Below are 26,565 nucleotides of genomic sequence, written 5' to 3'. Positions count from 1 at the left end.
TATAACCCAGTAATCAATATCTGTCAATTAGATTCGGCCAATTTATGTGACCGAATCTAATTTTAATCTGAGAACATAAAGATCAATTCATTGATGTCATCCCTAAGCTTAACGAGGCTTTGTGGTGTAACTGAAATTGTAATATCTAATTTCTCTCCCTTGAAACCAAGTAGGAATTGATAATGTTCTGAAGTCAGCAATTTTTTTGTAAGTCTTAGACTAACCTCTTTGTAATTATCTTGATCAACAAATATATTCAAAACAATACCTTCATTCTCCTCTTGCTGCTGATTACATTATGTTTTAACGGAGTCTTTCTTTTTTTATTTTTACTCAGGCAATTCTTCTGTATTTGTTATTTCATATTCCATATCATTTAATTTAAAATTTTCAACTGATCCGTCAGCTTTTAAAAACGAGACTTCTTTAGATAAAAGTAAATTTTCACAAATCCTGGTTGCCAATGTTTCAGAGACTTCTGGACTATCTGCTTTGTTTTTGAGTACAATCTCCAGATTCAGTGCGATATTATTTAAATAACCTGCCATCCTCATTCTCCTATGTTCAATTTTCTGTGATAAACCCTTAAGACGTTAAGGGAACGTGCGTTCTGTTTTGTATAATCATTATACATAGAAAGTAGGTGTTATGCTAGTGGTTATTTATCGGCTTCGTATGGTATGATATGTATTATGTCTTTCCATAACAGAACGCAGGAGGATGTCCGATTATGATTAAAGTTGAGATCGGGCAATGCTTGATACCTGAATTATGTAGAAAGAAAGACATTACAATCAATGAGCTCTCAGAGATAACTGGGATTAAGAAACAGCAGCTGAGCGACTATAATCGGTTGGTTAAAGTAGATATGTCTATTCGAACTGCAAAAAGAATTGCTGCTGCTTTAGATTGTAATGTCGAAGACCTCTATGAATTCAAGGTTGAAAGGCATTGAAACGACTAAGACTTTGGTCTTGGTCTCCTCCTTAGTAAACCATATGGTTTACATGACCATCTTACTACATTTAAACATGTATTTAAAGTGATTATTTTGTCTATTTTTGTCGAAATGCGAATTTTTTCACAATTTTTTGAGATAAAAGAAAAATCCATTTAACCAAAATAGTCAAATGGATTTCATATTTAAATGGTCGTCTCTTTTAGACCTAGTTCTTCTGCGTAATATTTATTAACTTCTTCCTCATTAATATAATCTTGCATTGAATAAACTGCTCGATATTTGGATTTCACTCTTAAATTAAAGTCATCTATAATCTGATACCTTACAGAGTTATCAATAACCCCTTTTTCTTTATAAAGCTGATATGCTCTATACAAATGACCAGATCTAACAATAGTATTTGGTGTTAAAAAGTTAATTTTAAAGAACTCAGATATATCAGTAATTAGATTAGTTATGACAAATTTACTTGCTTGGCCGTCTCCTTTGTTGGACGTTCTTTTTGTTTTAACTACATAATCATTTTCAACTAAAAAGACTTCTTTTGTTTGGCCTTTTGCCTTCCCATTCTTTAATTTATATTTAGTTTCCTGAGCTGCATTTAAGGCAATAACAAGACATTCACTACTAACTTTTAGTTTTCGTTCACCGTGCTTTGAATCATAGAGGGTTAAAACGTTACCATTTAGCATCGCATCCTCAACTTGCTTTTTCGTTAAACTTAGCAATTCAGAATGAGCTAAACCTGAAACCCCTTCAAACAACAGCCTTAATACAGCCTTTGATTGATAATTAACTAATTGACTTTCCATTTCTTCTAATTCACTATAGGTAATATATAATTTTTTATCCCCAAGACACTCATAAAGCTCTTCTTCTGAAATAGTTCTTGCTAAATTGGTTAATCCTTTACTTAACTTATATGAAATTGCCCAATCAATATACAATGACAATAATGCTAAGGTTCTCCGAACACTACCGATAGTGGTTTGATCAAATGATCGTATAAGTTCTAAAATTTGCATTGATGTGAAATCATAAATGTCCTTATTATATAAAGTCTCAGTAATCTCTGCTTTAGCAAAAATAGGCCTCATCTGCAAAACCATACCCTCAGATAAGGTATCTAAATATTTTTCCTTAATCTCACTATTGAACATTGCAACAAACAACTCCTAAGTAATTACTCGTCTATTTTTAAATTATTGAAGAAATTCCATATCTTTTGTGGTGATTTAGCATTTCCATTCTTGTCTACTACACCTAATTCATCCCACAACTTATTTTTCTTACTAAAGTCTATAGAGCCTAAAACATCAGTAATCTTACTTTCCAACTCGTCCAGGCTTACCCCATCTAATTGCAATTTCTTAGCTAATCCCACATAACCATTAAAGAACAAATAGTTGTTTACAAAACTTCTCTTCCGTTCTTTTGCTATATCACCTAAGAACTCATCTACATATTGTGTAGCTAAAGCATCAAAGAAAGATGTAAGGTATCTTGCAGTTTTTAAGATGTCTGCCTGAGTAGAAAAATCTTTTTTAGAATAGCTTCTTTCAATTGCCTTTTTGAAGTCAGAAAAAGTTATAAGTAAGTTTTGATTCTGATTTATCCAGTCTCCATTTGTCTTTATATAATCACCAATTATGCTATTATCCTGAATAAACTTAACAATTTTATTTGAATAAACATTTTGACTCATCTCAGCCACTTTAGATTTTTTAACTGGGTTTATTGTGTTTTGTTGCCCAAAATGCTCTCTCGCCCTTTTTTGAGTGTAGTTATAGATGTCCACTTTAAAGGTTTCTTCAAACAAATGATCTAACTCAGGATGTTGTCTTATAGCCATAGTAATGCCTATTAGCCGGTGATACCCGTCTAAAACGTCTAAAATGGTGTCTTCAGTCACTGTAAGAGACATAGTGTCGTCATCATATTTTAATTCTTCGCCACCACTTGCGCTTCCAACACGCGCATTAAACGTAAAAACTGATTTAATTAATTTCCCATCTAAGAACAGTTCCTTTATTTCTTCAACCGATTGTTTATTGAGCTGCGGTACAGGTATCTCAATATCTGAGCCCTCTAGTTTTTTCGTTTTGTTTGTTCTTTGAGCATTAGGATTATAGTGCAATAACTTATTTTCAAATAGCATAAACAACTCTTTAGCAGTGATTGGGAAGAAATAATTATCATCCGAATACTTTACAACTTGTTTGAATGTATACGGAAATTTTATATCTTCCTCCACAGATCCTTCCCATAACGTTTCAATTTCTCTCATATCCGTTTCTGTGAAGTAATTTCGTGGATTAAACCTTTCACTTTCAAGAACTGAGTATAGTGACTTGGCTAAAAAGTACATATATTCTTTAGAAATTTCGACTTCTGGATTTTCTATATCGTAAATTAATTTTTGTGTTGTCCCTGGAGTAATTTTATTTTTAGCCATCTCTAATTGAATATCGTTAATAAAAGATCTTATGTGTTTATTTTTCGAGATAGCATCTTTCATTTCTGAAAGCAGTTTCTCATTTGCAGACTGATCAAAGATCACTGTCATATAGCCTTTCACCTCATGTCATGTTGCTAAATTTAAAGTTACCAAAGGCAATCTGGTTAATCAAGAAGAATTATCATTTGAACTGAGTAATATGCCGAAAAAATGATTATCGCTCATTTACATGCTTTATAAACTTTTTTAATGTAACAAGATCAGCGTTTTCAAAAAAACTAATAAAATCCTCTTGAGTTGCTTCATATAGTGGATTTAAATCGATTTTTTCATCCATTGTTACACCAGCAGAGTTCGCTATGTTAATCTTTCTGCTCATATATCTCTCTGTTGTTAATGTGTTTTTATGATTTCCTTGTTCTTTTGCTGCAAGTAAATCGTGACCAGAATTCTCATAGACATAGTCAATTCCTACACCCTTAAATGAGTGTAAGACTAATTCTCTTTCAGGAGGTATACCTAACCTTTTTTTCGACCTTTTTAAGGAGTGTCGTAAAGATTGTTCCGAAAGTCCCTGAAAAACCAATTCAGTTTCGCTGTCATCCTTTTCCTTCAGCTGCAACAATTCCTCATAAAATACCTGGTTAATGCCTGTAGACACAACCTGAGATCCTTTATCAATAACTGTTACTATATAATGGCCTGTACTTTCATCAAGTTGTATGTCTTTCCATCTTACGCGCAAAATCGCACTTACACGAAAAGAAGTTCTGATGGCGAATTTAACAAACAGCTTTTTCATTAAAGGTTTCTGTCTTTCATTTATATACATATCCTGAGCGATTCTTTCGGCTTCTGTCTGGGTTGTTTTATCCCAGTTTTTAGTTACTGTTTTAAGCCTTTCGACAGTATTAAACACCGACAAGTCAATATAGTCCTTATAATCATGCTCTAAATATGTATAGAGCATCTTCAGGGAGGTCATTTTTCTGTTAATACTATTATTAACTAATCCCTTTTCCTGAAGATACTTAACATAGTTGCTTAATTCGCTTTTACTTACAACTAAATCATCGGGAACCAGACTTTTGACATCTTTACCTTTAATCACACTAAAGAACTGCTTAATATCCCCTTCATAATTCTTTCTGGTGTTCGACACCCTTCTAGTTGATGAAGGCATCATATAGTTAGAATTCCCTGAGCTACTTCTTATATCTTTATTGATTAAAAAGCCCTCGATATCATCGTAAACCGCATAATTTTTTAATTGTTTAATTTTATTTTGCATTATCTTCTCCTCCTTTCTCATCTAATAACTCATCAATAGAGACATTCAACACCAGAGCGATAAGCTTTATGGTTGTAACATCTGATTCATCTGGCATTTCAATGATTTTGTTTAATGTCTGAATATTAATCATTGTCTCCCTCGACAATCCCTCTATTGTGATGCCACGTTTGACCATTAGCTGTTTTATTCGCTCTGACATGTCAACCTCCTATTTTTTATGTATACTATAGACTGCAGTGCGTATATGTTATGGTTGATAAATAAACTCTTCAAATTCAATTGCAATGTGTCGTTTTAAATTCTTAACAAAATGTATTAAGGATCTAAAATGTGGATTATTTTCAATGCTTCTTTTTAACCCATCTCCACCTAATAATACTCTATTTAGATCTTTTAATAATGCTGCTATCTCTATTTTTGCACCATGTAGATCATCTTCAGTTTTTGCATTAACAATCATATTTCTTATGTTTAGTACACTCTCTATGTAAGTTTGTTTCGCATTTAAAACAAAATCAGCATCAATATCTTTATGATTTGTAGACCTAAGTTCTACAACATGCATTATTAATCCTCCTTGTATTCACTTAGCAATTTCATGTATCCTTTAGTTAGTTGTTTTCGAACATTTTCATTCTTCATTATTTTTGACTTTTCAATGCTTTTTTCATGAAAAAACAAATCATTTTTAACTAAGCTTTCAACTTTCTTTTGGTAAATGGTTTTATGCATTGTCATACTGTTTTTTAAGTAACTAATTGCGGACAAACCACCAACCTCCTATATACATATTTTTTATCTTTTGCATCTATAGCAATTGTAATGCATTACATAAGGGAAGTAAAGATTTTTTTAACGACAAATAGCACATTCTACGCAATTTTTTTTTGCGAATGTGCTGCTTTGTAATGCATTTTATTTAATTAGGGTGTATGTATTTGAAGTTGATCACTAGATGTTATTAAAACCTAATATTTAAGTGATGGCCTTAAAACTACAAAAGACGCTTAGCTCAAGAGAGCCAAACGTCTTCCTTTTTCTCTGGTTAATTTAATTAAGTAAATAATAATACTAATAGCTTTATGTGTCAATGGATTTTATGCTCCACGTGGCATTCCAGCTACCTCATAATCACCTGAAGCTTGTTGGATTGAAGAATCTGCACTTATGTAAGAAGTGCCTAGTGCGCCCAAGATAACTAAAGCCATAATAAGTTTTTTCATCGTCTCACCTCCTTTAAAGTAAAAGTAATTCTAAAAGTTTTTGATTTTCTCCCATCTTTTGCAGTTCTAACAGTGGCAGCCTAATAAGGAATTTGTCATTAGACTTTTTAAAATACTCGATTGAAGAATAGAAGCATGCTTTATTTTGTTCGAGCCTCCCTTTCAAATAATGATGCATTGCAAGCTCATTATCGTTATGTTCTATCAGATCCAGTTTATCCAAAACTTCTTTCGCTTTGGAATTTTCATTAAAGTTGATAAAACAATGAGCTTGCTCCTGCAAATCCATAATTGACTCAGATTCAAAATTAATCCACTTATTTTCTTTGCGCCATACATTATTTAAGAAGCACAAAGCCTGTTGGAAAATCATGTTGTAATTTTCATTATGGACGGAAACGCTTAGCCCTTTTAAAAAGTTTTCCTGAGCCAATTCATAATTCGAAAATAATAGAGAGTTACCAATTGTTAAGTAGCTGAAAACCTGAAATCTCTGGATATTTGTACTTTCCAATGCCATTTGAGAATACTTTCTGCATTCCTCTAATGAACTTTCATTTAGTTTTATATTAGACATTAGAACATGAACTCTTGTTTGATATGTATTTCTAATGTAAATGTTCTCAGAAATCTCACTTAGGTCAATTTGTTTTATAAGTTGGGCCATCGGTGAAAAGTTACCAGTCCTTAAATAATGATAAAGCAGCAAGAGCCTTGAGAAAGAATTCATTTCAGGTGTTTTAATATTTAATTTACCGAGTCTTTTCACTGCCTCAAATTCAGTAATATCACATTTAGACAGTTCTCTATGTATTTTATACACTTTTCCATATTCTTTACTTTTCATATTGCTGCAAGAAATCATTGAATCTATTAAAACATCTTCTACTTCAAAAAACATATTTGCATCAGCATACTCCAATGCACTTCTTGCTGCCTTTGTCTTAACATCTAGGTTTAAACAGTAATCTTTCATTAATTCATATTCACGGTCTGGATACTGGCTCTTAACAATGTTGACTATTGAAGAAAATTCATTAAAAGTTTTCCCATCATGGTTTAAGAAGTCATAAAGAGGATTGGAGTTTTTAAGGCCAGCTACTGTTGCCCATTTATTCATTAAAGAGTTGTCATTTTCCAAGTCTTTCTTCATAGCTATCCTTATTAACTCCATTATTTCCCCTCATTTCTTTTTGTTGTCTTTCTTGGTTAATTTAATAATACTATAGATCACATTACCAGTCAATAAATTTATACATATTTTTTGTATTTGTATTTTCTTTAAAATTCCTATTTTAACTAGACAAGGGCTTCAGCTTGTAAAGGGCCCTTGTCTCAGGTGTTCTAACTGTACTCATAATAGACATCTTTTTGCTTCAGTCTTTCAATCACTAAGTCTTTGAAAGGGATATCTCCCAAAATAGCAAATCTAATATGATCAATTTTTGTTCTGGTACTTTTCTGTTGGAACATTATTCTGTCAATGTTTTGTTCAAAAATAGACCTTTGAAGTTTCTTTCTGTACCGCTTATATTCCTCAATTGAACAATCGTTCACTTTAATAAAATGGATTATCAGTCTATCCAACTGCTCTGCTGATAAAACTAATTGCGACCTTTTAAAATGCTGGAATGCATGACAGTTTGCACAAATTAAATCCAGGCCAATTAACTTTACAACACCATTATCAAAATCGTATTCTTCTATTTCATGCACATGTAATTCTTTATAATTTTCTTCATTTGGATGGTGTTTGCATATAACACATGAATAGTTATTTTCTATAAGGATCTGCGTTCTTATCTTCTTTAGCCACAGAGATTGAGTTAAATTGCTTCTTACTGTCTTTCCATGAAACATAGTTGGTTTAGCATCAATTTTCAACTTAAAATGAGAGAACTCATTCATTCGAGACCCTTCCTTTTAAAACAATTTACTTTAATAGTTTAACCTCATTAAAGTGAAACTCTGCAAATGACATTTCATTCATTTTGAAATTATGATTCATATTATAAAAATGCAAATCATTAATGAAGTACTTTCTGTTTCCGTTATAGCCTATTATTGAATAGTATTCTGGGGCATCCGGATCAAAATCTAACATATGAAAAAGATTGTTAAGATTAAATATCATGTACCCTTTACTGACATTAGGCAGAGGAATTAAATCTTCATTATAATTACTCCCAATCTTATTGACTTTAGCAAATCTTGTCTGTTCAAAAAAACCTGCCTCTTCAATGGATGAGTGCATTAGGTTGTTGAAAAAAGTGCAATCATGAAGAATTATTGGCTTATTAACCTTGTTTTTTAAAATTTCATTAATCATTTTTTATTCCTCATCGCATTAAGAATCAGAGCTTGTTTTAATTCTTCAATTTCTTTAACTAAATCATTCATATCTTTTTTTCCTAAATATAACAAACCCAATCGTTCTTCAAAATCAATGTCAAAGTCTCTGGTTATTTTTCTCGCCCCCTTTGATTCCTTAGGAGCAGTAAAATATGTGATATATGCTTTAACCAATTTGGGGTTATCAGATTCTAAATAATTAACAACGGAATTATAAAAAAAGGATATTTCTTCACCCTTTTCTAAAATTGGTAGCCTATTAAAAATGTTTAATTTGTTTATAGTTGTTCCCTTATACTCTATATCAGGTATAATTTTTATATTTATATCATATGCTGGACTATTGCCAGTGTTTTTAATAACCCAATAATAAAAATTAATATTTTTATGATGTGGAATTAATCTAACTGAAACTGCGGGTTCTTCCTGAGCTAACCTCTGTAATCTTGATTCATTATATCCAAGGTATGTTACCAACAGCAGTAAAAGCCCCCCAATTGCAGCAATGCTAGTGGAGATCGCACTTATTCCCGAGTACTGTGGAGATGAAAGTCCTAATCCAAGACTACTAATAAAATAAAATAGCAAACCCAATAATATTAAAAATGTAATAAAAATAACTATAAATGTTCTTTTCTGTTTCATCTATCTTTGCACCTCTAACTACAACATATATTTTCATATTAAATACTGAATTAAAGAAAAACATCAAAATTATGATGGCTAGTACAACAGCAATCTCAAAAGTATGTGAACTTCCATCTTCATTTTCTCGTTCTTCCTTCTCACTCATCTGTTCCCTATATTTTCTTTGTATTCCATCCCTTTTCTTATCCAACTTACTCGATCTCTTTCAAGGTAAAGCCAAGTAACTGTAGTTTTGATTATTTGTGACTAATTCAATTAATTATTTTATGGCGCCGTTATTTTTTAAATTACTCATGAGCTCGGGATTATCATTTTCAACGTTATAAAAGAACACTTCATCAACGTTATTTTCAATATCCCAATTTTGTATGCTCCATTCATTTGTAGTAATCAAAATAATTTTTCTTGAATAAGTTTTTTTAATTTCATTCAACAAATTTTTATATCTCTTCGAATCATCCAAAGCTCTTTGAACAGGATAATATAATGTGAAGGTGGTTTCATTTCCGCTTGGGTTTGATTTTGTGCGTCCTTCATAACTATTGATTTTGACAGTCATTCTGCCCATCCTATAAGCAGTTGTCGATTTTATAGAACTGGGTAATATCTCCTCTCCAAAAGCATTATTGATCGATCCTGCCACACTGTTCATTTTATTGCTAGTTCTTATAATTCCTTTATTAAAAACTTCATTTAAACAAGAAAGGGCTACCTTTACCTTAGCGTCATTATCATACCCTCTTAAAAGAAGTACTTTTTGCGTATCATCTTCTAAAAATTTCATCACATTATCAATTGCCATATCTCTATCATTCAAAATAATTCCTCCATATAAAATGATTATTTTATTACTATTATACTACAATTTTCCATGGTCACACTAAACAAAAAGCAGTCTATTCAGATCTGCTCCTTAGTGTTTTCTTCTTTTAACTTTTTGTTTAGTTTGAAGCCAATTAAGACATTGACAATAGCTGCTGGAAGATATAAAATCCCTGCACCTATTATTCCTAGTGCAGTACTTAAGCTCACAATAAATGTCTGCATTTCTGTGTTTCTTGACTTAAAGCAAAGTAATATTAGGAGTCCAGCTAAAACCCCCATAAGCCGGGCGATACCTGAAATAAAGAAATCTGTTAGGACTCCAAATAATTGCCCTATAATTGATAGCATAATCCCTAAAAAACTGGACAATAAAACTAAATTTTTAATGGCATTTTTCCCCCTCTTCAAAGCCGCTTCCATTCCACATACTCAAATCGCTTTTGATACAAGTCTTCAAGTATAGCAGCCCATTCAATCCATCCTTCAGCAACAATACTCTTCTTTTCCCCACCTTCAATCCACTCTATCCAATACACCTGAGAACCCCTAACGTTTTATGACTTGGATTTCCCTTACCTCACATTGTACATTACACTTTGTTTTGAGCTCACTTGCTACCTCAATGACTTCATACATTGTTTGCAATTTAGAAGCGCCATGTAGGTCGCTAGATGTCAAATAACCGCCTTCATCTAACTTAAATGATTTGAAGTATTCCTTGTTTTCAAACTGCAGTACATAAAAATAATCAATCAAAGGCATAAATCAACCTCTTTTAAATAATTTTGTAATCCTCATTGCTAATGGCAGTAAACCAATTAACATGAAAAAAGCAAGCACATTAAGCTTATTTCTGAAAAACAGGCTGGCCAAATTCCTTTCCATGCCCGCTGCTGTTTCTTTATCCATGAGTTCTTTAAACTCTTCATCATAGACCTGATCAACAAAAATAAACTTAATGCCAGTCAATAATCCAACTCCAAGCCAAATAATTAAAAAATAAGCTAAACCAATCGTTTGTTCCCTCCCTATATCGAACGAAATTTGCTATTCTTGAGTATATTGAATAAATTATGTGGGTGATCTTGTGGAAGAGAAATACGAAACAAACGGATATGATACTTCGATTGTTTATGATTACAAGGAGTATCCAGATGTAAAATATGGACGCTGCGACAATTGTGATTACACTTTGTTCAAAAGCTCTGTAAAGAGTGGAATATTCTTGCGTGAATGCCGGCGTTGCGGTATGAAAAAGAGCATTTAGATTAATGCTCTTTTTTAGAATTTAACATATATATTCCTTTTAATTTTAATGATAATATTCTTCTATCCCATTTTGTGATAATACAACAGAATAAGTTGTATCCCCAATCATTACATCGTCTACTCTTTTTATTGCTTTAGAAAAGAGTTCTGCAAGATTTCTGGGGAATTTATAATAATGTTGGCGCCGGGATATTTCATCATTTATAAAATCAATTGTTTCATTTATAAAAATTTTCTCATCATCTAAATTTTTAGAATTCCTTTTAATAGTACCTTTAACTTCTATCCCATTGTAATTATCATCTGAAGAAAAGCCAATTAACTTTGGTTCCTTTTGCTTAAGATATCCAAGATAAAAAACTGACAGTGGTTCTCCTGGAAAATTTTCTTCATAATATCCCTTCCCATAATTAAATGCTTTTTTAAAAAACAAATGTGGATCCATATAGTTGTTTATCGTATTAATTTTCTCATCGATAAATTCAAATGCCTTTTTTGCTACATCAAGACGACCTGCAAAAGAAATAATATATTTATTGTTTATGATTTTTATTTTCTTATAGTCATCTGATGATATTCCAATTACTTCACCCAAATGATTTGTGTTAGAGATTCTTCTATCAGCAGTCATAATTAAGCTGTCACCTAAATTTTGTGCTATCACCATTGTCATTTCATTAACACTACCTTCCTATCAAGGCTTTAACAAATTGCATAATGATATCCCAATCCATATTTAGCTATGAGACTGATTTTATTTTAAGCATATTCCCCTTAAATCAATATCTATTCTGTTACCTTTACTATCAGTCACCCATTCGCCGTTATACGTGCATTTGCTCATCGTACCAATTAAACTCTCAAGAGATTCAAAGTTTACACTATGAGGAACTCCTCGAAAAATATCGGGTGTATTCCAACCCCCAGCAACCCAATTTAACTTAACCAATTTACTCTCCCCTAACTATATAAAAGTACGATTTTATGCAGACCTAGAAAACTTGTAATTCCTTCCTATGCTTGTAACTTTAGTATACCATTTTCATCCTGAGTGATCGATATGGTTATTGTCTTTTTGGAATATCAACAATTCCTGCAGCTCGATGTTTAGATATGTACAGACTTTATCTAACAATCTCTTGGATACCGCTCCATTTCGTCATTATAAAGCTTTCTGACGGTCGGATACTCATGATCAATATCTCTGGATAGCTTTCGGATCTGATCTTTCTTTCGTCTAATATTGGTTAAATTTGATTTAATCAATAGTCCTCACCTTTGGTTACTTTTGTTTTAAGATTTTGAATTAAATATAAAAAGGAACTAAGTCTTAGCCCGTATGCTATATGCAATTATTCACCAATTCCATTCTCCATTAGGTTTTCCTGTTGACTTATAAATAAGCTCGATATCAATATATGTTTTATGATTACCCTTAGGAAATCTTACCAGAACAATCTCGCCCTTTTCCGGAACAAAATCCACATCGTTCCTCCAAAATTTAAATGTTTTATCTCCCTCCTTAGTTATTGGTGTTGTGTGATAACCATAACTTTCGGCTTGATTACTGGAGATCACGTTACCTCCATAAACATATTCGTCTTGTCCATTACGTGATTTAATTTCTCTAGTTGTTAAATCATATGCGTAAATGTCATATTCCTCATTCTCTTCTTGACTTAAATAATTGTCATTAAGTGTTTCACTTTCTTGACTTGAATCATTGTCATAATAACTTTTTCCTTCATTTTCATCTTCATGATTTTCCTCTAATTGAGTATCCACATAAACTTTTGTATTGTTGTCAAATTTGCTACACTGTACTATAAGAAATACCCCGATAATACCTAAACATATAATTATTAACTTTTTCATGACTTCTCCTAAGTCCTTCGCCATTTCTTATGCTATTGTACATATTTTAAAGCAACTTACTTAAATTAATTTTTTATCAATACAATACATATCGAATCCTTGTTTTATAATCCTTACCTGTCCATCAGCTGCAGACCAACTTTCACTTATCTTTTCAATAAAAGAAAAAAGTTTGTGTTCTAATTTTCCGGGTGTCATCTTCATAATATTATGAAGAATTTTTCTATATCGAAAGCTTTTTTCAAACTCAATCTTCAATTCATTTAATTGGTTATTCCATGTATCCAACTTTTGATCGTTGAGACTGTAGGAAGATCGTTTAAATGAGTAAGGCGGATATATAGAATAAAATGCTACTGTGACCCCTTTGTAAAGGATTTCTGAATAATATTGATTATTTTTAACTCCCCAACTAAGGTCATTCTCCTCAAAATAGATATTAATCTGCGATTCTAACTCTTTAAATCTTAAGAATGATTTATATAAGAAAGGATTCTTTCTTGCTCTAGTTACAAGAGCATAAATTGTTGGAGATCCTGTTATCTTGGCCCAAATTGTACGGTGGGTTCCATCACCGTAAACAGCATAAAAGTCATCATCTTCATAATGAATCAATTCCACTGGTGAGTGTTGATAATAGGTGTGAAATTCTTCTAGACTTTGTTTTTCCAAGTATCCAAAAGCTTTTTCACACCGGCCGATGTCGATATTATCTGTACCGTTATAACATGCGTGATCAAACCAAGATACACCACTGGTTCCCCTGAACCCTAAACTCTTAATTTTATTTAGTGGAACATCCCTATATAGTTTTTCGCTCTCTTCGATTACATCATAATACAATTCATATGGATACTCACTTATATTTGCAGTTTCCTTCATTTCCTTAATATGAGATTCCAATACACCTTTTTCAAGCAGCAATTTTTCAAGTTTATTTTTCAAATCTCTTCCCCCCAAGCAAGTGAATGTCAAAATATCATTGACAATTCAAGCCTACAGGTAAATTTTACATTTTTTATTTACGATAATAAAGAGTCGTTTCGAAAATCTAATTAAAACTGCTGTTTTATTCAGATTCAATCATTAACAAATTCATTATCATCGAATTTCAACACTTGAATATCATCAATTTTCATATTGTGCTTTACACTAGAACCAACACATTCCCCGATAATGTCAAACGGATCTTTTTGATTTTCTGCTTTCGCTAAAACAGTGTAACAAGCTTCGGAATCAAACCCCTTGAACGAATAAAAATATGTATTCATAATTTATCTCACCCTATCTGTGTGAAATTGTGCTTTATTCAAAACTCACCAGTTCACCATATGATTTTAGATCGCTCATTTTTTCTCTTGTGTTTTTAAACATAACTATTTCAATTGCTGTAATGTTTGTCTTGCTTTTTCTAAATAAGCATCATCATTAAAGATTCTATACAAAGTCATATAATCATTATATTCATCAAGAATTTGGTCTGCTGTTCTTGTCTCCTTGAAAATGTACTCCTTTTCAGTAGCTTTTTCTGTTTCTGCTTTTTTGGATACATCGCTGCTCTTTTGTTCGATTTCCCCTGATTGCTCTAAAAGCTGAACAATGTCCATACCAACTTTGTAATTTCTTTTGCCAAATTGGATGGTGGCCTCGCCCCAAAACATTTGATAATCAACCAGTATCCCTTGAGATCCTTTTTTCTTTAAAACTCTGTCCCCAGAAATCGTTGTGTGATTTTCTGTTAATATAACGGTACTTCCAATTAGATTATGAAGTTCTTTTTGAGACAATTTTTTAAGTGTTGTTTTCATTTTAAATATCTCCATTCATCAATTTGTTTTATGCATATTATTTGTATTTGTTATTTATATTATAACTTGATAATCTATAATAATCAATAATTAAATACATATTTTTTGTATTTGATGTAGCGTTAATATTAATTGCTCATGAGGGGGTTTGGGGGTGGTGTGAGCAAAAATTGTTCAGGTGAGGAACGAACCGTATTGAACAATTAGCAGCACCCCCATTCTCTTATTTTATTATTTAATTTATTTTTGTCTCTCTTAAAGACTTAGACGGGAAAACCCTTGGTATTATTGAGCTTTTTTTAGAGTTTAAGAGGTTTATTCTCTTTAACTACCCATTTAACCATTCAATTAATAGCTTCCTCATCCTTAATGAAGGTATGTATACTGTTATTTCTTCACCATCTCTAATTGCAGATCTCCAAATCCATTGTACTAATTCGGATAATGCAAATGCGTCTTGATCAATTGTTATTTGATATTTCTCTTTAAAATAATTATATAGAACAGTGTTAACGTATCTGTTTATTGTATACACTAAATGTTTTTTGTGCTTAAAATCATTTGTAGCTCTTGCATTACATGACACAAACCCTTTTGTATATCCATTTCCCTTTACTTTGTTTTTATGTTCTGAATAAGTCGTCCACATAGCTTCATCACTTGATGACTTAACAATGTTGTTAAAGTAATTGAATACATTGTTCTTTACCTTCTTGATCGTATATGGTGATTTATTTTTATACCAATTAGATGATAATGAATAATCCAATTGGCCAACTGTATTCAAGTTACCTTCATATATTTTTATTTTATTTCTTAATTGAGCCTTTAGAATACTCTCGTATTCAGTATTATGTTTTGTAAACCTGTATTGCCCATCTATAAATTCAGAAACGTATTTTTGATACTTGATATTGTTTATATCATAATAATATCTTTGTATTTGAGCATCAAACATGTAAGTGAGTATGTAAACCTCTTTAAACAACTTGAATATATCTGCAGGAAAATTCCAAATCAATATATTGTCTTTAAAGTACATCAGATTATTGTTTAAAGCCATATCACGGATATCATCATAGCGTGTTTCATAGTCCTTTTTTTCTTCGTTCCATTTGACAAATCCGTCTTCAACATATATTAACTTTGATTCAAATAGTGTAGTAAGATCATGCTTCTTAACGCGTAACTGTTCAACTACTTCCATAACTTCATCTAATATCAATGTATAGTTACCTGAAAGGATCAGCTCCTTTGTTTCGTCATTAGCATTTTTGAATAGATTATGTGTAGCAACAATATTTTTGTTCTGAGATAAAAGTTCATGAAATGACTCAAACTTATATTGTGTTTTGTCACCTTTCTTCTTTACTTTAGGCTCATAAATTTGTTTACTGTTTATGCTCTTCTTAATACGATCCACTTCATCCAAATACGGTGTAATGAAAATAAAATTTTCATCTGTCCCTGAATTATTCATCATGTCAATTGCTGCAGATGTTTTACCGCTTCCCATAATAGAATCAATCACTTTAACCTTCTCCATATATCCTCCTTATATTTTAATTTTGTATTCAAAAATAAGGAACGATAATTGCCTTACCGCTCCCTTATTTATAACGCATATTTAATTATCCTTGTGTTGCTGCATGATTAATACTGAATCATCTTGTTTTACTTTGCTTATCTCTTCTCTGTACTCTAAAAGGTCTTTATCAATTCTGACAGTTGCTTCTTTGATGGAGTCAATATCTTTCTTGAGCATTTCCAATTCCTTTGTTAGCTGCTGAATAGCATCCAGGAATTTTTTCTCCACTCATCTCACCTCAATGATTTAATTATACCATGAGGCCTATATGATTAGCGTGACTTGTTTCTTAGTTTAAGGAATACAAAATAGATGATCCATAACAGTATGGCAATGATACATGTGACTATGAATATTATATTGATTAGTGTTTGTGCTTCGCTGCTGAAGTAATCCTTAATGAGTTGAAACATTAAGAATAAGCCAATGAAAGTGATATGAGTAAACCATAATGAGAATCGTTTCATGTTTGCAATGTGCTTGATCATGTTATAATATGGGTAGGAACTAAAGGAGAAGTTCATTCCCCTTTAGCTTAGCTCTCATCGGCGTATACGTTGGCGTTGTCTCTTTGGTCGGAGCCGCTTGCGTATACGCTTTTTCTTTTTGCTTGTCCCATTCTTCAGGTTTCTTATCTTCTCAACTATTGTTAGACTGTTGATTGTAAGAACCGTTAAAGATATGAGGAAAGCAACTATGATACCCACTTTCTCAAGCACTATGTACACCTCCTTTCCTATGACTCTATTATAACATAATCCATGATTTTTATATACATATTTTTTATATTTGTTGTAAGTTATTTATGTGTTGATGGATGGTATTAAGATGCCTTGTGTGCTGTTTGATTGGGAAGAAATACAATTGGATTGGGAATTGATTAAGGATGCTTAGAGACGTGTTATATTGGTTCTGAGAGCGTGTAAGTGTGTTTAGATTAGATTGGATGATGAGTGTTGTGTATATATGATGTGGGAATCGGATGAGGTTAGTGTAGAGTGATTAGATTAGTGTAGGATATATGATTGGGTAAGATATGGTTATGTATAGTGATTAGGATAAAATAAATATGTCTTCGATCCCCTCGGATTCGTTATAAATACGATTATTTTTAATGAATGGTTATTCATTTTTAAATTGAAAAACAATTTATTTTTTTAAAATTAATTCTTGTGTTTGGCCTGGAATTATGTTAGCACTGTTGTAGGCCTACCAAAGTCATCAAATGCACGTATAATGTTCCTTATAAACGTATTACAATACCAATATATGGGGGTATATTTACATCTAATGGTAAAATTAAGGGAACGGATGTACCCATAGCACTTCCATTTCCACACCCTATCCAAATTTTCATTTTCCTAATTCCACCTCAAAATCACCCTTTTTCACATCGTAATCGCTATCGTAAAAGCCTTTTATATCAACGTTTTCCCCTTTTCAAATTACCTCGTTTTCATCAATATTTAGATAAATCAGCCACTTCCCCCCTACTCTCACTTATGTTTTACGATCGTTTATCCCCTAATCACCATTCGATACAGCAAATCCCCTTATGTTTACTGGCTTTTTAAACTCTTTAATATTTTTTACGATAAGCATGTTTTTAGATTACGATAATCCCCCTTCTCTAAATGCTTCAGAATTCACCTCTATAACCTGGAGCTATTAACACACTAGCGAAAAAACAATAGACAAATACAAATAATATGTATATAATAAATCCATAAGTGAGGAGGTGAGATAATGCAAAAGGATTCAGAGAAAGTAACGTACATGTTTAGTAATTTAATTGGATTTTTAGAGACTGCTATTATTGAAGGAACTGCTTCACAAGAAGAAAACACTCTTTATGAGGACTATAAACTATTTGGAACAATCGATAAAAAGAGCTATACATACAAAAATCTTGTACATAAGTATCTAAAAAGCGATTATTAAATCAAAAAATATGCATAAAAGTAATAAGGGGAGAATTTATTGAAAGGAAAAAAAGACGGCCTAAATAAACAAGTACATATTTACAGTATTGACACTTCTGCTTTTTATAATGATCAAGAAAACAAATTACATAACAAGATTTTAAAATCATATAGGTACAGAGATCATCTCAGAAAACTTGAACATGTTGATAAAAAACATAAGAAGTACATAACGCAAAGGATTATTTCCTTAAAAGAAAAGCTTTATAACGCCTTTAACGATCATAATCAAATAAGAACACTTAGAACAGATTCTCTGAAAGATAATAATGTGATTTCATTATTTGATTCAGTCTTAACTCGAACGCTGGGAATCAAAGAAAACTCTCTCTCTGAAGAGATCATGGTTGTCCAAACTTATCACTTTCAAATTTTAAGGGACATTATTGATAAAGGATTCATACATAACAATGAGAAATACGTTTATTTCACTAGCAGTGCCGGTCAAATAAGAACAAAAAAATCTTGTTTTATCAAACAAAGCACCTTAGATAAGTATCAAAATGCTTTAACTTGTGGTCTTAGTGTGGAGCATATCAATGCTCAAGGTGGAAGCAGCATAAACAAATGGAATAGCTACATGGCCTTATCGAATAGCGCCAGCAGTCCATGGGAAATTGATATTGATAAAGCAATTGTCGTAAATGACTTAGAAACAAATGTTTCCAGCCTAGTTGATTATATTGACCGGGATACATATGAAATCACACGTAAGATTATGGATATTCCTATAGAACATACAGATGGTTGTGGAATGATGCTCCCTAGTATGAGTCAAAAAAGCTTTATGGTCAGATTACCTTGGGTTAAGGGTCTACTTGTTCCATTTGACTTTAGAAAGTTTGCTGAAAAACACAGTTCATTTATAGTTAAAGACGTCTACGGTAAAGAATGGGACATTATTAAAGATGATATCCAAATAATTTTTACGAAAAGCCAGTTTAAGATGTGGAAGTACTATGATTCTTGGGATGATTATCGCTATAAATTTAAAAAGTATGGATGTTTAGGAGCTAAATTAAATGAAGAAGATCCATCTGTTGAGGGAAAACTGACTTACCAGATGCTACAAACACTCACTGATATCACAGATGAGGAATTAAAACAAATCAGCTCAAAGACTGTTAGTGAGATTACTCAATTAGGCACTGATAAAGAAACAATGATGAAAGTTTTAGGGGCTACCGAGAAAAATAAACATAAGACAAGCCTTCAAGAAGCTCTACTAATATATCCTGAGCTGCTAAATGATGACCACACCAAAGAAATCATTAAGAATAAGAAGAAGAGTATGATTAAGGACGCCAAATCAGGGAAATTACTTGTCAGTGACGCCAGGTATACATATTTATGTCCTGATCTATACGCTTTTTGTGAAAGATTGTTTCTTGGAATTGAGAATCCGAAAGGACTCCTCACCGGAAGCGATGTCCATTGTTCTTTATATGATGAAGGGTATATTGATATCCTCCGCTCTCCTCACCTATACAGAGAGCATGGAGTTAGGTGGAACAAAAAAGATGAGGAATATGAAAAGTGGTTTATTACCCCAGGTGTTTATACCAGTATTCATGATCCGATATCGAAACTGCTGCAGTTTGACAATGACGGGGATAAGGCCTTAATTATTTCTGATGAGCTGATCGTCAATATTGCCAAGCGTAATATGGAGAACATCGTTCCTTTGTATTATGAAATGTCAGTAGCCCAGAAACAAGAGATTAATAGCAGAAACATCTATGAAGCACTAACTCTTGCTTATGGAATCAATATCGGGGAGTACAGTAACAACATCACTAAGATATGGAACAGTGACAATATAAACCTGGACGTGATCAAATGGTTATGCATGGAGAATAACTTTACTATCGATTAAATTTATAGTCGCGTCGCATAGCGATATGCGGATGAAAAGTCAGTGAACCTAGAAAACTAGGGTGTGCATTCAGCGAAAAGTAGCGATAGGAAATGATCGTTAATGAGTGTGCTAACAGGGGAATTCTAATTAATACATTTTACATTTTGAACAATGATATTTAAAACAAGGGGGTGACAAAGTGAAGTTTATAAATGAGGATGAGCATAAATATTTGAGTGGGATATATAAGATTGAGCAGATAAGCACCGGCTTAATATATGTGGGGAAAACTAAGATGAAATTTATTAAGCGTTACTGGCATCACACTTGGAAGCTGAAAAACAATTCGCACTGTAATCGACATTTGCAGAATAATTGGAATAAATATGGAGAAAACGATTTCCAATTCCATGTTTTACAAACAGTTGATCCAAACTCAGATATGAACGAATTAGAAACTCACTACATAAATGAACTAGGTGCCTATTTAAATGGCTTTAACATGACCACCGGCGGAGAGGGCAAGAGTAATTGTAAGATGTCTGACTCCACCAAAAAGATTATTGGGGAAAAGAATAGGATTAATAACATCGGAAGAAAGCTTAGTGATGAGACTAAAGCCAAAATGAGTAAGGCGAGAATTGGCAGAAAGCTCTCTCCGCAGCATAAGGAAAAGCTTTTACAATCTAGAATGAATAAAAGGCATTCGCCAGAATCTAGATTAAAGATGCGTCAGTCTCATTTAGGGTCAAAAAATAAATCCTCAAAAATAAATGAAACGAAAGCACACGAGATAAAAGTTCGATTGATTAATGGGGAAAAGATGTCTGAAGTATCAAAATCAATGCGTGTTTCCTACCCCATCGTTAAATCAATATTACAGTGTAAAGTATGGAATCATATTCATGTTACTGGGTGGGACGACTTTATTCTTAAATACAAAAGCAAGAAGAAAAGCACTCTTACTCCAGAAGAAGTATTTTGTATAAGAGAACTTCTTAAAAAAGGGTTATCAGCACCCCATGTTGCAAAAATGTGTAACATAAAACCCAATGTTGTTTATGGAATTAAACAAGGAAGAACCTATAAAAATGTGAAATGAATGTAGAATGTATTATATGAAAACCCTGTGCCAAGCGTTTACATCATGCTGAGAAGTACTTGTAAATGAAGGTGCAACGACCATCCTTTATGGAGTAATAATAAGGTGAAATTCCTTATTATGAAGCGCTGACCATCTGTCTAGTACAGATGATGATATGGTCTATTCCCTAATAAATATCGGGAAACCGAGGGTATCAAAGTTCGCAAAAACCTTATTCATGCCCACCCGCCCTGATCATGTTGATGAGCAAATCAAAGACTACATAAAAAATAAAGTGCCCCACTTCTTCATCAATGCAAAGGATAAAGAAGAACATAGCGTAGAATCGATTAATGAAAGTACAGTAAATAAGTTAGACTCAATTATTCCTAATGAACGAATCAACTTTAACGCAGTTGCAGGAAAATTTGATTACCGTTTCTTACTTCGAAATAAAAAAGTGAAACTTGATGAAACGGTTATCAATGAGTACAAACGTCTTGACCGAAACAAAAAGTGGCTCATGAATAATGAAGAAATTAAACCAGGAGAAAAGCTATACGTCTATAAGATTATCAAACAAAGATTAATGGAAATACATAACGATGAGCAACTTATTACAGATGTTTTAGTTAAGTACCTATATAAAAAGAAGAGTAAATTCAAATCGACTTTGTGGGAGTGCTTTGGCGAACATATATTGGAAAATTTAAAGATTAACTTAAGGAATTTTAAGGCTTGTGGGAATTGCGGAAAAATGTTCAGTCCCTCTTCTAATAAATCTAAATACTGTAACAATTGCTCAAAAAAAATGATCTTAGATAAACATAAACGCTACAATAAAAAAAGATAACGACCAATAGAAAGTGCCTTGAGCCTTACTCCCCCAAGGGATACAGCATTTCTCGGCAAAAAAAGATCAACAAAAAAGCACCTTGAACCCTTGGTACGACTGGGCTGAAAGCCCCTTTTGAGATAATCGCCATAAGGGAGAAAGAAAGCTAATTTCCACATAAAAGGGCGAGTAAGTCTCCCATTTTTTCAAAAAACCACAAACGTTACCGTAATTATACTTTAACACAAAAATAAACGAAATCACTAGGAGGATTTAAAACATGAACAAAACAGAATTTGTTGGAGCAGTTGCAGAAAAATTAGGTGTTACTAAGAAAGAAGCTACTCCTAAAGTTGAAGCAGTATTTAATGTCATCGTTGAAACACTAACAAAAGGTGAATCAATTAAGGTTCCTGGAGTTGGAACATTTGAAGTTCGTGAACGTGCAGCTCGTAAAGGGAGAAATCCCCAGACAGGAGAGGAAATTGATATTCCGGCTACAAAAGCACCTGCATTTAAGCCGGCAAAAGCACTTAAAGACGCAGTCAAAGCTAAATAATCAGTTAATGAGGACGACAGGAAAGGCTACCTGCACGCTTTGTCACAAAGAGCTTATGCTCCTAAAAGAGGCAGAGTTAGAAGTTATGGAGGAAATTGTCGACCTCCCCTCTTTTCGCTTATCTTCATCTCCGGGTTAATTAATTATAGTTTTTTTTGATGGCATGGGGGTGCCGTCAATAATTAGTTGATTACTGATATTTGGGATATCAGTTCTCGACTAATATTCATTTATGAAGATACAGACTAATCAAATGAATATTAGTGGAGATTTCTCTCCAGTGTTGACTAGCTTTTATTGATTAAACAATATCTACTCCCTTGTTTTCTGTATCATTCTGACACAAAACTGCGGCTGGTCATTGCAGTTAGTCGGATAATAGTCATTTATGAGGGTGCGAGGTTAACTCGAATGTCTGTATCTTAAGGAGACAGGTAAATGGCTATTATCGGGCTAAACATGTCGGTAAGACCTTTGCTACTCAAGTTTTTTATGTAGGGTGAATCCCATCACAGTCTGTCTTACTATGGGTGACATGTAGCCTGGATATTAATTGCGGTGTATTGCTTCGGCTTGCACTTAGGGAAGGGTAGATGCGTCTCCCTTCCCTTTAAATAATGCCCTTGTAAGCTTTGATGCTTATTATGCGGTCAACAAAATTTTTCCGGGTAAACGAGGCTTTGAAATTACATACCCTCGTAAAATAAGTGATATGGTTTTGGGCGCTTGATCACCGCTCTCATTTCACAGAAAAGGATTATTTTCGGTCTTGCCTTTTCATTTTCACTTAGGAACATATTCGTTACTTTTCCTTCAAGAAACTTACCTTTCCCATGCACATACCTCCTTACACGGGTCAGAGAAAACTGTGCAAAATAAATGGTGAGCGCTTGAGACGCTTTGTTTCTCAATAAGGCGTGTAACCTGACAAGAGAGACTGAAAATGCCATTGAGAAGGCTTGTAATGGGTCTTTCCTTCTCATTCTTGGTGTTTCGCCACCATAATGTGTCGAGGTTTAGAGTTAGTATTTCATTGTCTGATCGAGAGTAGCCGATTAATCCCGCGTGGGGGACACTAAAGATACCGCGATACGTCCAGCTTTGGGATTCCTTCCAAAGCCGCTACTAATAAAGGCTTCACTGTGAATTCAGAGATTTTACACAGTTCTTAAATGAATTAGCTCATTTGCCAGGCGTAGAAGGAGCCAGATGGTTTTCGCACAGCGATTACCGGTTTATATGCTCATGTACCATGATGTACAAGGAGTTCCTGAAGACGTTATTATGGCGTCTTTTGATATTTCGACTTACTTATAGTTTGTCGACTGCAAAGGTTTCAGTCGCTGAACCCGTAATCAGCGTAACCCCTGTCGATCTGAAGGGCTTGCGTCCCAACGTTAGCTACTGACGTAGGTGAAACGGGGTTAGAATGTAATCAGAACAAGGTCATCTAAATCGTTAGAAGGCCTTTTTGTGCTTGCGTTTTACTGATCAGCCGGAATGTGCTTCCGAGCCTTCCGGTACGCAAGTTATCAATAATCTCCTTCGGGCGTTTCCCCAACGCCTATCCGACTTATCTTTTCATCTCCTTTATACCCCCTTTTCGGACGTTACCGATGCTTCGGATCATCGGGCTTCCGAAGGAGCTTATTGTACGTAAAAAACAAATATTGGAGGAATTTAATTTGGCTAAAGGTAAAAAAGAATACTCTTTTAAAAAGTGCACTGTAAACGTTGATGAAGATCAAATTATTGAGTATAAAAATGATGGCATACACATTCACTCATTATCTAAGTACTTAAGAGAAATTGAAAGCAAAACAGAACCGATTGATTTCACTTTAAAAAGCGACAGTGAAGTTGTACCTCAAGAAACTGAAGGACTCTCTGAGTAGGTGGTGACTGAATGACAGCTATTTTAAACCCTGTGTTGCACCGTGAAAAGGAAGAATCCTTTACTGACTACCACATCCGACTTTTTAAAAATAAAGATACTTATCACATTGATACTAAAACCATTGCCACTCTCTTAAACAAAGATCAAGGTACAAATTATGATGAGAGTAAATGGCGCAAGGATTATAAGCAATATGAACGATGGAATGATTACATAATGTCCAAGAATTTGGATGAAGAAATCCTAAGGAAATACGAAGAAGTGCGACTTCAATCTGAAAAGGAAAAGATTAGAACTCGTGATCAAAAAAGAGAATACAGAAAAAGTATAGCGAATCAAGCTCGCTTTGAAAAAATCAAGGATGATGTAGTCCAAGCTATTGTTAATTTAGAATCAAAAAGACCTCTACGTTTCACTTTCCCCCTCCCTGCTGCTGCTGAAAAGCATGGGCTTGCTTTATTCAGTGACTGGCACTTCGGAATGGAAATCGATAACCGCATCAATAAGTTCAATAAAGAAATATTCGATGAACGAGTTGAGCATCTCACAAACAAAGTAATTGAGTATGGAAAGAAGAATCATGTCTCCACATTACACGTTGCAAATCTTGGTGATTTAATTGGAGGTCTTATACATGTTTCAACAAGAGTTCAGGCTAATGAAGATGCTGTAGAGCAAATTAAATATGTGTCAGAAACGCTTGCTGAGGTGCTAGCTATGTTGGCCAGCGAGTTTCAAGAAATTAAGTTTTACAATGTAGCTGGTAATCACGGTCGTCTCTCCCCTTCTAAGAATGATGTGGGAATAAAAGAAAACTTTGAATACCTCATTAATTGGTACCTCGAAGCTAGATTAAGAGATATTAAAAACATTTCCATTGAACCGGAACAAGATGGTTTTATCCCCGCTAAAATCAACAATCATGAAGTCGTATTTGTCCACGGTCACTATGATCGTGTTGATCAATGCGTAACCCGCCTACCTCAATTACTTGGCTATATCCCTTCTTACATATTCGGTGGTCATATTCATCACAACTTTGAAAAGGAATATGGCAGCACAACAGTTGTTGTAAACGGAGCGCTAGTTGGCGCTGATGATTATGCGATGCAGGGTCGCTTTGGAACGAAACCGTCTCAAAAGTTCATGGTCTTTGATGATGACGGTGTTGAAGCTACATACATTATTCGTTTTAAAAATGAAAACTAAAGGAGGAATCTGCTTGGATTTAGCAATGCATGAAGTGTATAACCTTCACTTGTATGATAGAAAAACTGAGGAATCTTTAGTTGATTTAACAACACTTCAAGATGTTGAAATTTTTTATAGTGATGAACATGAAACGTATTTGATTTTTGCAAAGAATGCTCTGCTAAATTTTGAGGCACTTAAATTTTTAGGTGATTATAAAGCTCCTACCTCCTTTGAATCAAAGTTGGGAAAGAAACAATATATTTCTGTTTTAACTGAGACGCCTAAGCATGAATTCAAACTATTGGCTGAAACTGTCGGTTCTCGCCCTGAGTCATCAGAGGCCCATAGAGTTACCTTAGAATTTAACAATGTAGAAATTATTTCTAGGGCTGAATTAAAAGGTGTTAACGGAGAAGTATCGGGTTTAGACTTGATTTTTAAAGTGAACCCAGTTGATAAAGAATTTTTTAAAATTCACTATTGATAAAACTTTAATTTTATTCAGATTGGAGTAGTGCAAGTGGCTGATTACAAAGAAGTTTACGAGTCTTTCTGGAAGCAAATCATTGAAGATGAAACAGGAAACATTAACAAAGATCAACTAATGAAAGAGCTATGTGATTATAAGTATCTATTGGAATCTATTCCTGCTGTTTATGAAGAAGTGACTTGTAATTCTGTAAGTAAGCCATTTGTTGATCCTAAATATGTTATTGAATCTCATAGAGATGCCTTTATAAATAAAAGAATTGCCCTAGATGATTTAAGAAATATGAGTGTGGTAGCAAAACACTATTCACCTTACGAGACAGTTGTAAGCCTAGGAGCTATTGAAGGTTTATTAAAGTAATACAA

Annotated in this window: 36 protein-coding genes and 5 pseudogenes; 12 read left to right on the top strand and 29 right to left on the bottom strand. The window is 33.3% G+C overall.

The features are described 5' to 3' along the window. Window positions 1-62 precede the first annotated feature (62 nt). On the bottom strand, window positions 63-260 hold the full coding sequence (locus NYE22_RS11075) for a hypothetical protein (protein WP_010330351.1): 198 nt from the start codon (window positions 258-260) through the stop codon (window positions 63-65). Between the two features lie 69 nt (window positions 261-329). Further along, window positions 330-548, bottom strand: a complete 219-nt coding sequence (locus tag NYE22_RS11070; protein ID WP_041336980.1) for a YopT family protein — start codon at window positions 546-548, stop codon at window positions 330-332. 182 nt (window positions 549-730) lie between these two features. Here NYE22_RS11070 and NYE22_RS11065 point away from each other — a divergent pair, with 182 nt between their 5' ends. Then, the gene (locus NYE22_RS11065) at window positions 731-955 is read left to right on the top strand and encodes a helix-turn-helix transcriptional regulator (protein ID WP_004399410.1); all 225 of its coding nucleotides are present in this window, start codon (window positions 731-733) and stop codon (window positions 953-955) included. A 188-nt stretch (window positions 956-1,143) separates the two neighbouring features. Here the strand turns inward: NYE22_RS11065 and NYE22_RS11060 are convergent, their stop codons facing one another. The 17 genes and pseudogenes from NYE22_RS11060 to NYE22_RS10980 form a co-directional block, all read right to left on the bottom strand. Continuing rightward, window positions 1,144-2,121, bottom strand: coding sequence for a hypothetical protein (locus NYE22_RS11060; RefSeq protein ID WP_032721688.1), 978 nt, complete (start codon window positions 2,119-2,121; stop codon window positions 1,144-1,146). A 23-nt stretch (window positions 2,122-2,144) separates the two neighbouring features. After that, window positions 2,145-3,527: a DNA sulfur modification protein DndB gene (locus tag NYE22_RS11055; protein WP_342412611.1), complete on the bottom strand. Its 1,383-nt coding sequence runs from the start codon at window positions 3,525-3,527 to the stop codon at window positions 2,145-2,147. Between the two features lie 106 nt (window positions 3,528-3,633). Beyond that, window positions 3,634-4,710: a site-specific integrase gene (locus NYE22_RS11050; protein ID WP_342412609.1), complete on the bottom strand. Its 1,077-nt coding sequence runs from the start codon at window positions 4,708-4,710 to the stop codon at window positions 3,634-3,636. Beyond that, the gene (locus NYE22_RS11045; RefSeq protein ID WP_144453792.1) at window positions 4,700-4,912 is read right to left on the bottom strand and encodes a helix-turn-helix transcriptional regulator; all 213 of its coding nucleotides are present in this window, start codon (window positions 4,910-4,912) and stop codon (window positions 4,700-4,702) included. Before NYE22_RS11045 ends, NYE22_RS11050 begins: the two co-directional genes overlap by 11 nt. A 48-nt stretch (window positions 4,913-4,960) precedes the next feature. After that, window positions 4,961-5,278 (bottom strand): hypothetical protein, encoded by a 318-nt coding sequence (locus tag NYE22_RS11040; RefSeq protein ID WP_109962735.1) that lies wholly within the window; start codon window positions 5,276-5,278, stop codon window positions 4,961-4,963. 2 nt (window positions 5,279-5,280) lie between these two features. Further along, on the bottom strand, window positions 5,281-5,481 hold the full coding sequence (locus tag NYE22_RS11035; RefSeq protein WP_004399418.1) for a hypothetical protein: 201 nt from the start codon (window positions 5,479-5,481) through the stop codon (window positions 5,281-5,283). A gap of 329 nt (window positions 5,482-5,810) precedes the next feature. Next, a complete protein-coding gene (aimP, locus tag NYE22_RS11030; protein WP_009967508.1) occupies window positions 5,811-5,936 on the bottom strand; it encodes a lysogeny pheromone peptide AimP in 126 nt (41 codons plus the stop codon). Window positions 5,937-5,949: 13 nt separating this feature from the next. Then, the gene (locus NYE22_RS11025; protein ID WP_342412604.1) at window positions 5,950-7,110 is read right to left on the bottom strand and encodes an AimR family lysis-lysogeny pheromone receptor; all 1,161 of its coding nucleotides are present in this window, start codon (window positions 7,108-7,110) and stop codon (window positions 5,950-5,952) included. 170 nt (window positions 7,111-7,280) lie between these two features. Further along, entirely contained in the window at window positions 7,281-7,844 is a 564-nt protein-coding gene (locus NYE22_RS11020; RefSeq protein WP_061891114.1) for a hypothetical protein, read from the bottom strand. Window positions 7,845-7,869: 25 nt separating this feature from the next. Continuing rightward, entirely contained in the window at window positions 7,870-8,265 is a 396-nt protein-coding gene (locus NYE22_RS11015; protein WP_017696834.1) for a hypothetical protein, read from the bottom strand. Then, complete coding sequence (locus NYE22_RS11010; protein ID WP_198508139.1) at window positions 8,262-8,933, bottom strand: hypothetical protein; 672 nt, start codon at window positions 8,931-8,933, stop codon at window positions 8,262-8,264. Before NYE22_RS11010 ends, NYE22_RS11015 begins: the two co-directional genes overlap by 4 nt. 40 nt (window positions 8,934-8,973) lie before the next feature. Next, window positions 8,974-9,126, bottom strand: a pseudogene (locus NYE22_RS11005) (hypothetical protein); the annotation flags it as partial. A 69-nt stretch (window positions 9,127-9,195) separates the two neighbouring features. After that, window positions 9,196-9,753 carry a hypothetical protein gene (locus NYE22_RS11000; RefSeq protein ID WP_017696837.1) on the bottom strand — a complete coding sequence of 186 codons (558 nt, stop codon included), beginning with the start codon at window positions 9,751-9,753 and terminating at the stop codon, window positions 9,196-9,198. 83 nt (window positions 9,754-9,836) lie between these two features. Beyond that, window positions 9,837-10,181: a hypothetical protein gene (locus NYE22_RS10995; RefSeq protein WP_061891112.1), complete on the bottom strand. Its 345-nt coding sequence runs from the start codon at window positions 10,179-10,181 to the stop codon at window positions 9,837-9,839. Then, on the bottom strand, window positions 10,166-10,297 hold the full coding sequence (locus NYE22_RS10990; protein ID WP_042976227.1) for a hypothetical protein: 132 nt from the start codon (window positions 10,295-10,297) through the stop codon (window positions 10,166-10,168). The genes NYE22_RS10995 and NYE22_RS10990 overlap by 16 nt, the downstream gene beginning before the upstream one ends. Window positions 10,298-10,307: 10 nt before the next feature. After that, window positions 10,308-10,523, bottom strand: coding sequence for a hypothetical protein (locus tag NYE22_RS10985; RefSeq protein ID WP_061891111.1), 216 nt, complete (start codon window positions 10,521-10,523; stop codon window positions 10,308-10,310). 3 nt (window positions 10,524-10,526) lie between these two features. Further along, on the bottom strand, window positions 10,527-10,775 hold the full coding sequence (locus NYE22_RS10980; protein WP_342412776.1) for a hypothetical protein: 249 nt from the start codon (window positions 10,773-10,775) through the stop codon (window positions 10,527-10,529). Between the two features lie 73 nt (window positions 10,776-10,848). Here NYE22_RS10980 and NYE22_RS10975 point away from each other — a divergent pair, with 73 nt between their 5' ends. Then, window positions 10,849-11,028, top strand: a complete 180-nt coding sequence (locus tag NYE22_RS10975; RefSeq protein ID WP_003231000.1) for a hypothetical protein — start codon at window positions 10,849-10,851, stop codon at window positions 11,026-11,028. Between the two features lie 45 nt (window positions 11,029-11,073). Here NYE22_RS10975 and NYE22_RS10970 read toward each other — a convergent pair whose 3' ends face one another. The 10 genes and pseudogenes from NYE22_RS10970 to NYE22_RS10925 all read right to left on the bottom strand — a co-directional run bounded on the left by NYE22_RS10970 (window position 11,074) and on the right by NYE22_RS10925 (window position 17,020). Beyond that, window positions 11,074-11,703 carry a hypothetical protein gene (locus tag NYE22_RS10970; RefSeq protein ID WP_061891109.1) on the bottom strand — a complete coding sequence of 210 codons (630 nt, stop codon included), beginning with the start codon at window positions 11,701-11,703 and terminating at the stop codon, window positions 11,074-11,076. A gap of 369 nt (window positions 11,704-12,072) precedes the next feature. After that, window positions 12,073-12,296: pseudogene (locus NYE22_RS10965) on the bottom strand (helix-turn-helix transcriptional regulator). A gap of 90 nt (window positions 12,297-12,386) precedes the next feature. After that, window positions 12,387-12,905: a hypothetical protein gene (locus tag NYE22_RS10960; RefSeq protein ID WP_061891108.1), complete on the bottom strand. Its 519-nt coding sequence runs from the start codon at window positions 12,903-12,905 to the stop codon at window positions 12,387-12,389. A 60-nt stretch (window positions 12,906-12,965) separates the two neighbouring features. Then, entirely contained in the window at window positions 12,966-13,850 is an 885-nt protein-coding gene (locus tag NYE22_RS10955; RefSeq protein WP_061891107.1) for a hypothetical protein, read from the bottom strand. 134 nt (window positions 13,851-13,984) lie between these two features. After that, window positions 13,985-14,176 (bottom strand): hypothetical protein, encoded by a 192-nt coding sequence (locus NYE22_RS10950; RefSeq protein ID WP_342412600.1) that lies wholly within the window; start codon window positions 14,174-14,176, stop codon window positions 13,985-13,987. A 105-nt stretch (window positions 14,177-14,281) separates the two neighbouring features. Continuing rightward, window positions 14,282-14,713 carry a hypothetical protein gene (locus NYE22_RS10945; protein WP_342412598.1) on the bottom strand — a complete coding sequence of 144 codons (432 nt, stop codon included), beginning with the start codon at window positions 14,711-14,713 and terminating at the stop codon, window positions 14,282-14,284. Window positions 14,714-15,041: 328 nt separating this feature from the next. Then, window positions 15,042-16,259 carry a hypothetical protein gene (locus NYE22_RS10940; protein ID WP_342412596.1) on the bottom strand — a complete coding sequence of 406 codons (1,218 nt, stop codon included), beginning with the start codon at window positions 16,257-16,259 and terminating at the stop codon, window positions 15,042-15,044. A gap of 81 nt (window positions 16,260-16,340) precedes the next feature. Then, window positions 16,341-16,529, bottom strand: a complete 189-nt coding sequence (locus NYE22_RS10935; protein WP_004399547.1) for a hypothetical protein — start codon at window positions 16,527-16,529, stop codon at window positions 16,341-16,343. A gap of 44 nt (window positions 16,530-16,573) precedes the next feature. After that, entirely contained in the window at window positions 16,574-16,825 is a 252-nt protein-coding gene (locus NYE22_RS10930; protein ID WP_342412594.1) for a hypothetical protein, read from the bottom strand. An 18-nt stretch (window positions 16,826-16,843) separates the two neighbouring features. Further along, window positions 16,844-17,020, bottom strand: a complete 177-nt coding sequence (locus tag NYE22_RS10925; RefSeq protein ID WP_017696861.1) for a hypothetical protein — start codon at window positions 17,018-17,020, stop codon at window positions 16,844-16,846. 1,027 nt (window positions 17,021-18,047) lie between these two features. Here NYE22_RS10925 and NYE22_RS10920 point away from each other — a divergent pair. From NYE22_RS10920 to NYE22_RS10875, 10 genes and pseudogenes are all read left to right on the top strand, one after another. Then, complete coding sequence (locus tag NYE22_RS10920) at window positions 18,048-18,242, top strand: hypothetical protein (protein WP_004399291.1); 195 nt, start codon at window positions 18,048-18,050, stop codon at window positions 18,240-18,242. A gap of 39 nt (window positions 18,243-18,281) precedes the next feature. Then, a pseudogene (gene yonO / locus NYE22_RS10915) lies at window positions 18,282-20,156 on the top strand (DNA-directed RNA polymerase YonO); the annotation flags it as partial. Window positions 20,157-20,340: 184 nt separating this feature from the next. Next, on the top strand, window positions 20,341-21,243 hold the full coding sequence (locus NYE22_RS10910; RefSeq protein WP_003230984.1) for a GIY-YIG nuclease family protein: 903 nt from the start codon (window positions 20,341-20,343) through the stop codon (window positions 21,241-21,243). Between the two features lie 202 nt (window positions 21,244-21,445). Beyond that, window positions 21,446-22,078 (top strand): annotated as a pseudogene (locus tag NYE22_RS10905) (hypothetical protein); the annotation flags it as partial. A gap of 262 nt (window positions 22,079-22,340) precedes the next feature. Next, complete coding sequence (locus tag NYE22_RS10900; RefSeq protein ID WP_042976245.1) at window positions 22,341-22,619, top strand: HU family DNA-binding protein; 279 nt, start codon at window positions 22,341-22,343, stop codon at window positions 22,617-22,619. A 558-nt stretch (window positions 22,620-23,177) separates the two neighbouring features. Then, window positions 23,178-23,349: pseudogene (locus tag NYE22_RS10895) on the top strand (hypothetical protein). A gap of 955 nt (window positions 23,350-24,304) precedes the next feature. Next, window positions 24,305-24,514 (top strand): YonK family protein, encoded by a 210-nt coding sequence (locus NYE22_RS10890; protein WP_068947519.1) that lies wholly within the window; start codon window positions 24,305-24,307, stop codon window positions 24,512-24,514. Window positions 24,515-24,525: 11 nt separating this feature from the next. Next, window positions 24,526-25,725: a metallophosphoesterase family protein gene (locus tag NYE22_RS10885; protein WP_072692661.1), complete on the top strand. Its 1,200-nt coding sequence runs from the start codon at window positions 24,526-24,528 to the stop codon at window positions 25,723-25,725. 13 nt (window positions 25,726-25,738) lie between these two features. Further along, window positions 25,739-26,194, top strand: coding sequence for a hypothetical protein (locus NYE22_RS10880; protein WP_072692662.1), 456 nt, complete (start codon window positions 25,739-25,741; stop codon window positions 26,192-26,194). Window positions 26,195-26,230: 36 nt separating this feature from the next. Next, complete coding sequence (locus NYE22_RS10875) at window positions 26,231-26,560, top strand: hypothetical protein (RefSeq protein WP_061891090.1); 330 nt, start codon at window positions 26,231-26,233, stop codon at window positions 26,558-26,560. Window positions 26,561-26,565 lie beyond the last annotated feature (5 nt).

This window comes from Bacillus sp. FSL K6-1560, from assembly GCF_038592935.1.
In the GTDB taxonomy this organism is placed as follows: Bacteria; Bacillota; Bacilli; order Bacillales; family Bacillaceae; genus Bacillus; species Bacillus subtilis.
Note: the sequence above shows the minus strand (reverse complement) of the source record. Positions and strands in the feature narration are given on the sequence as shown.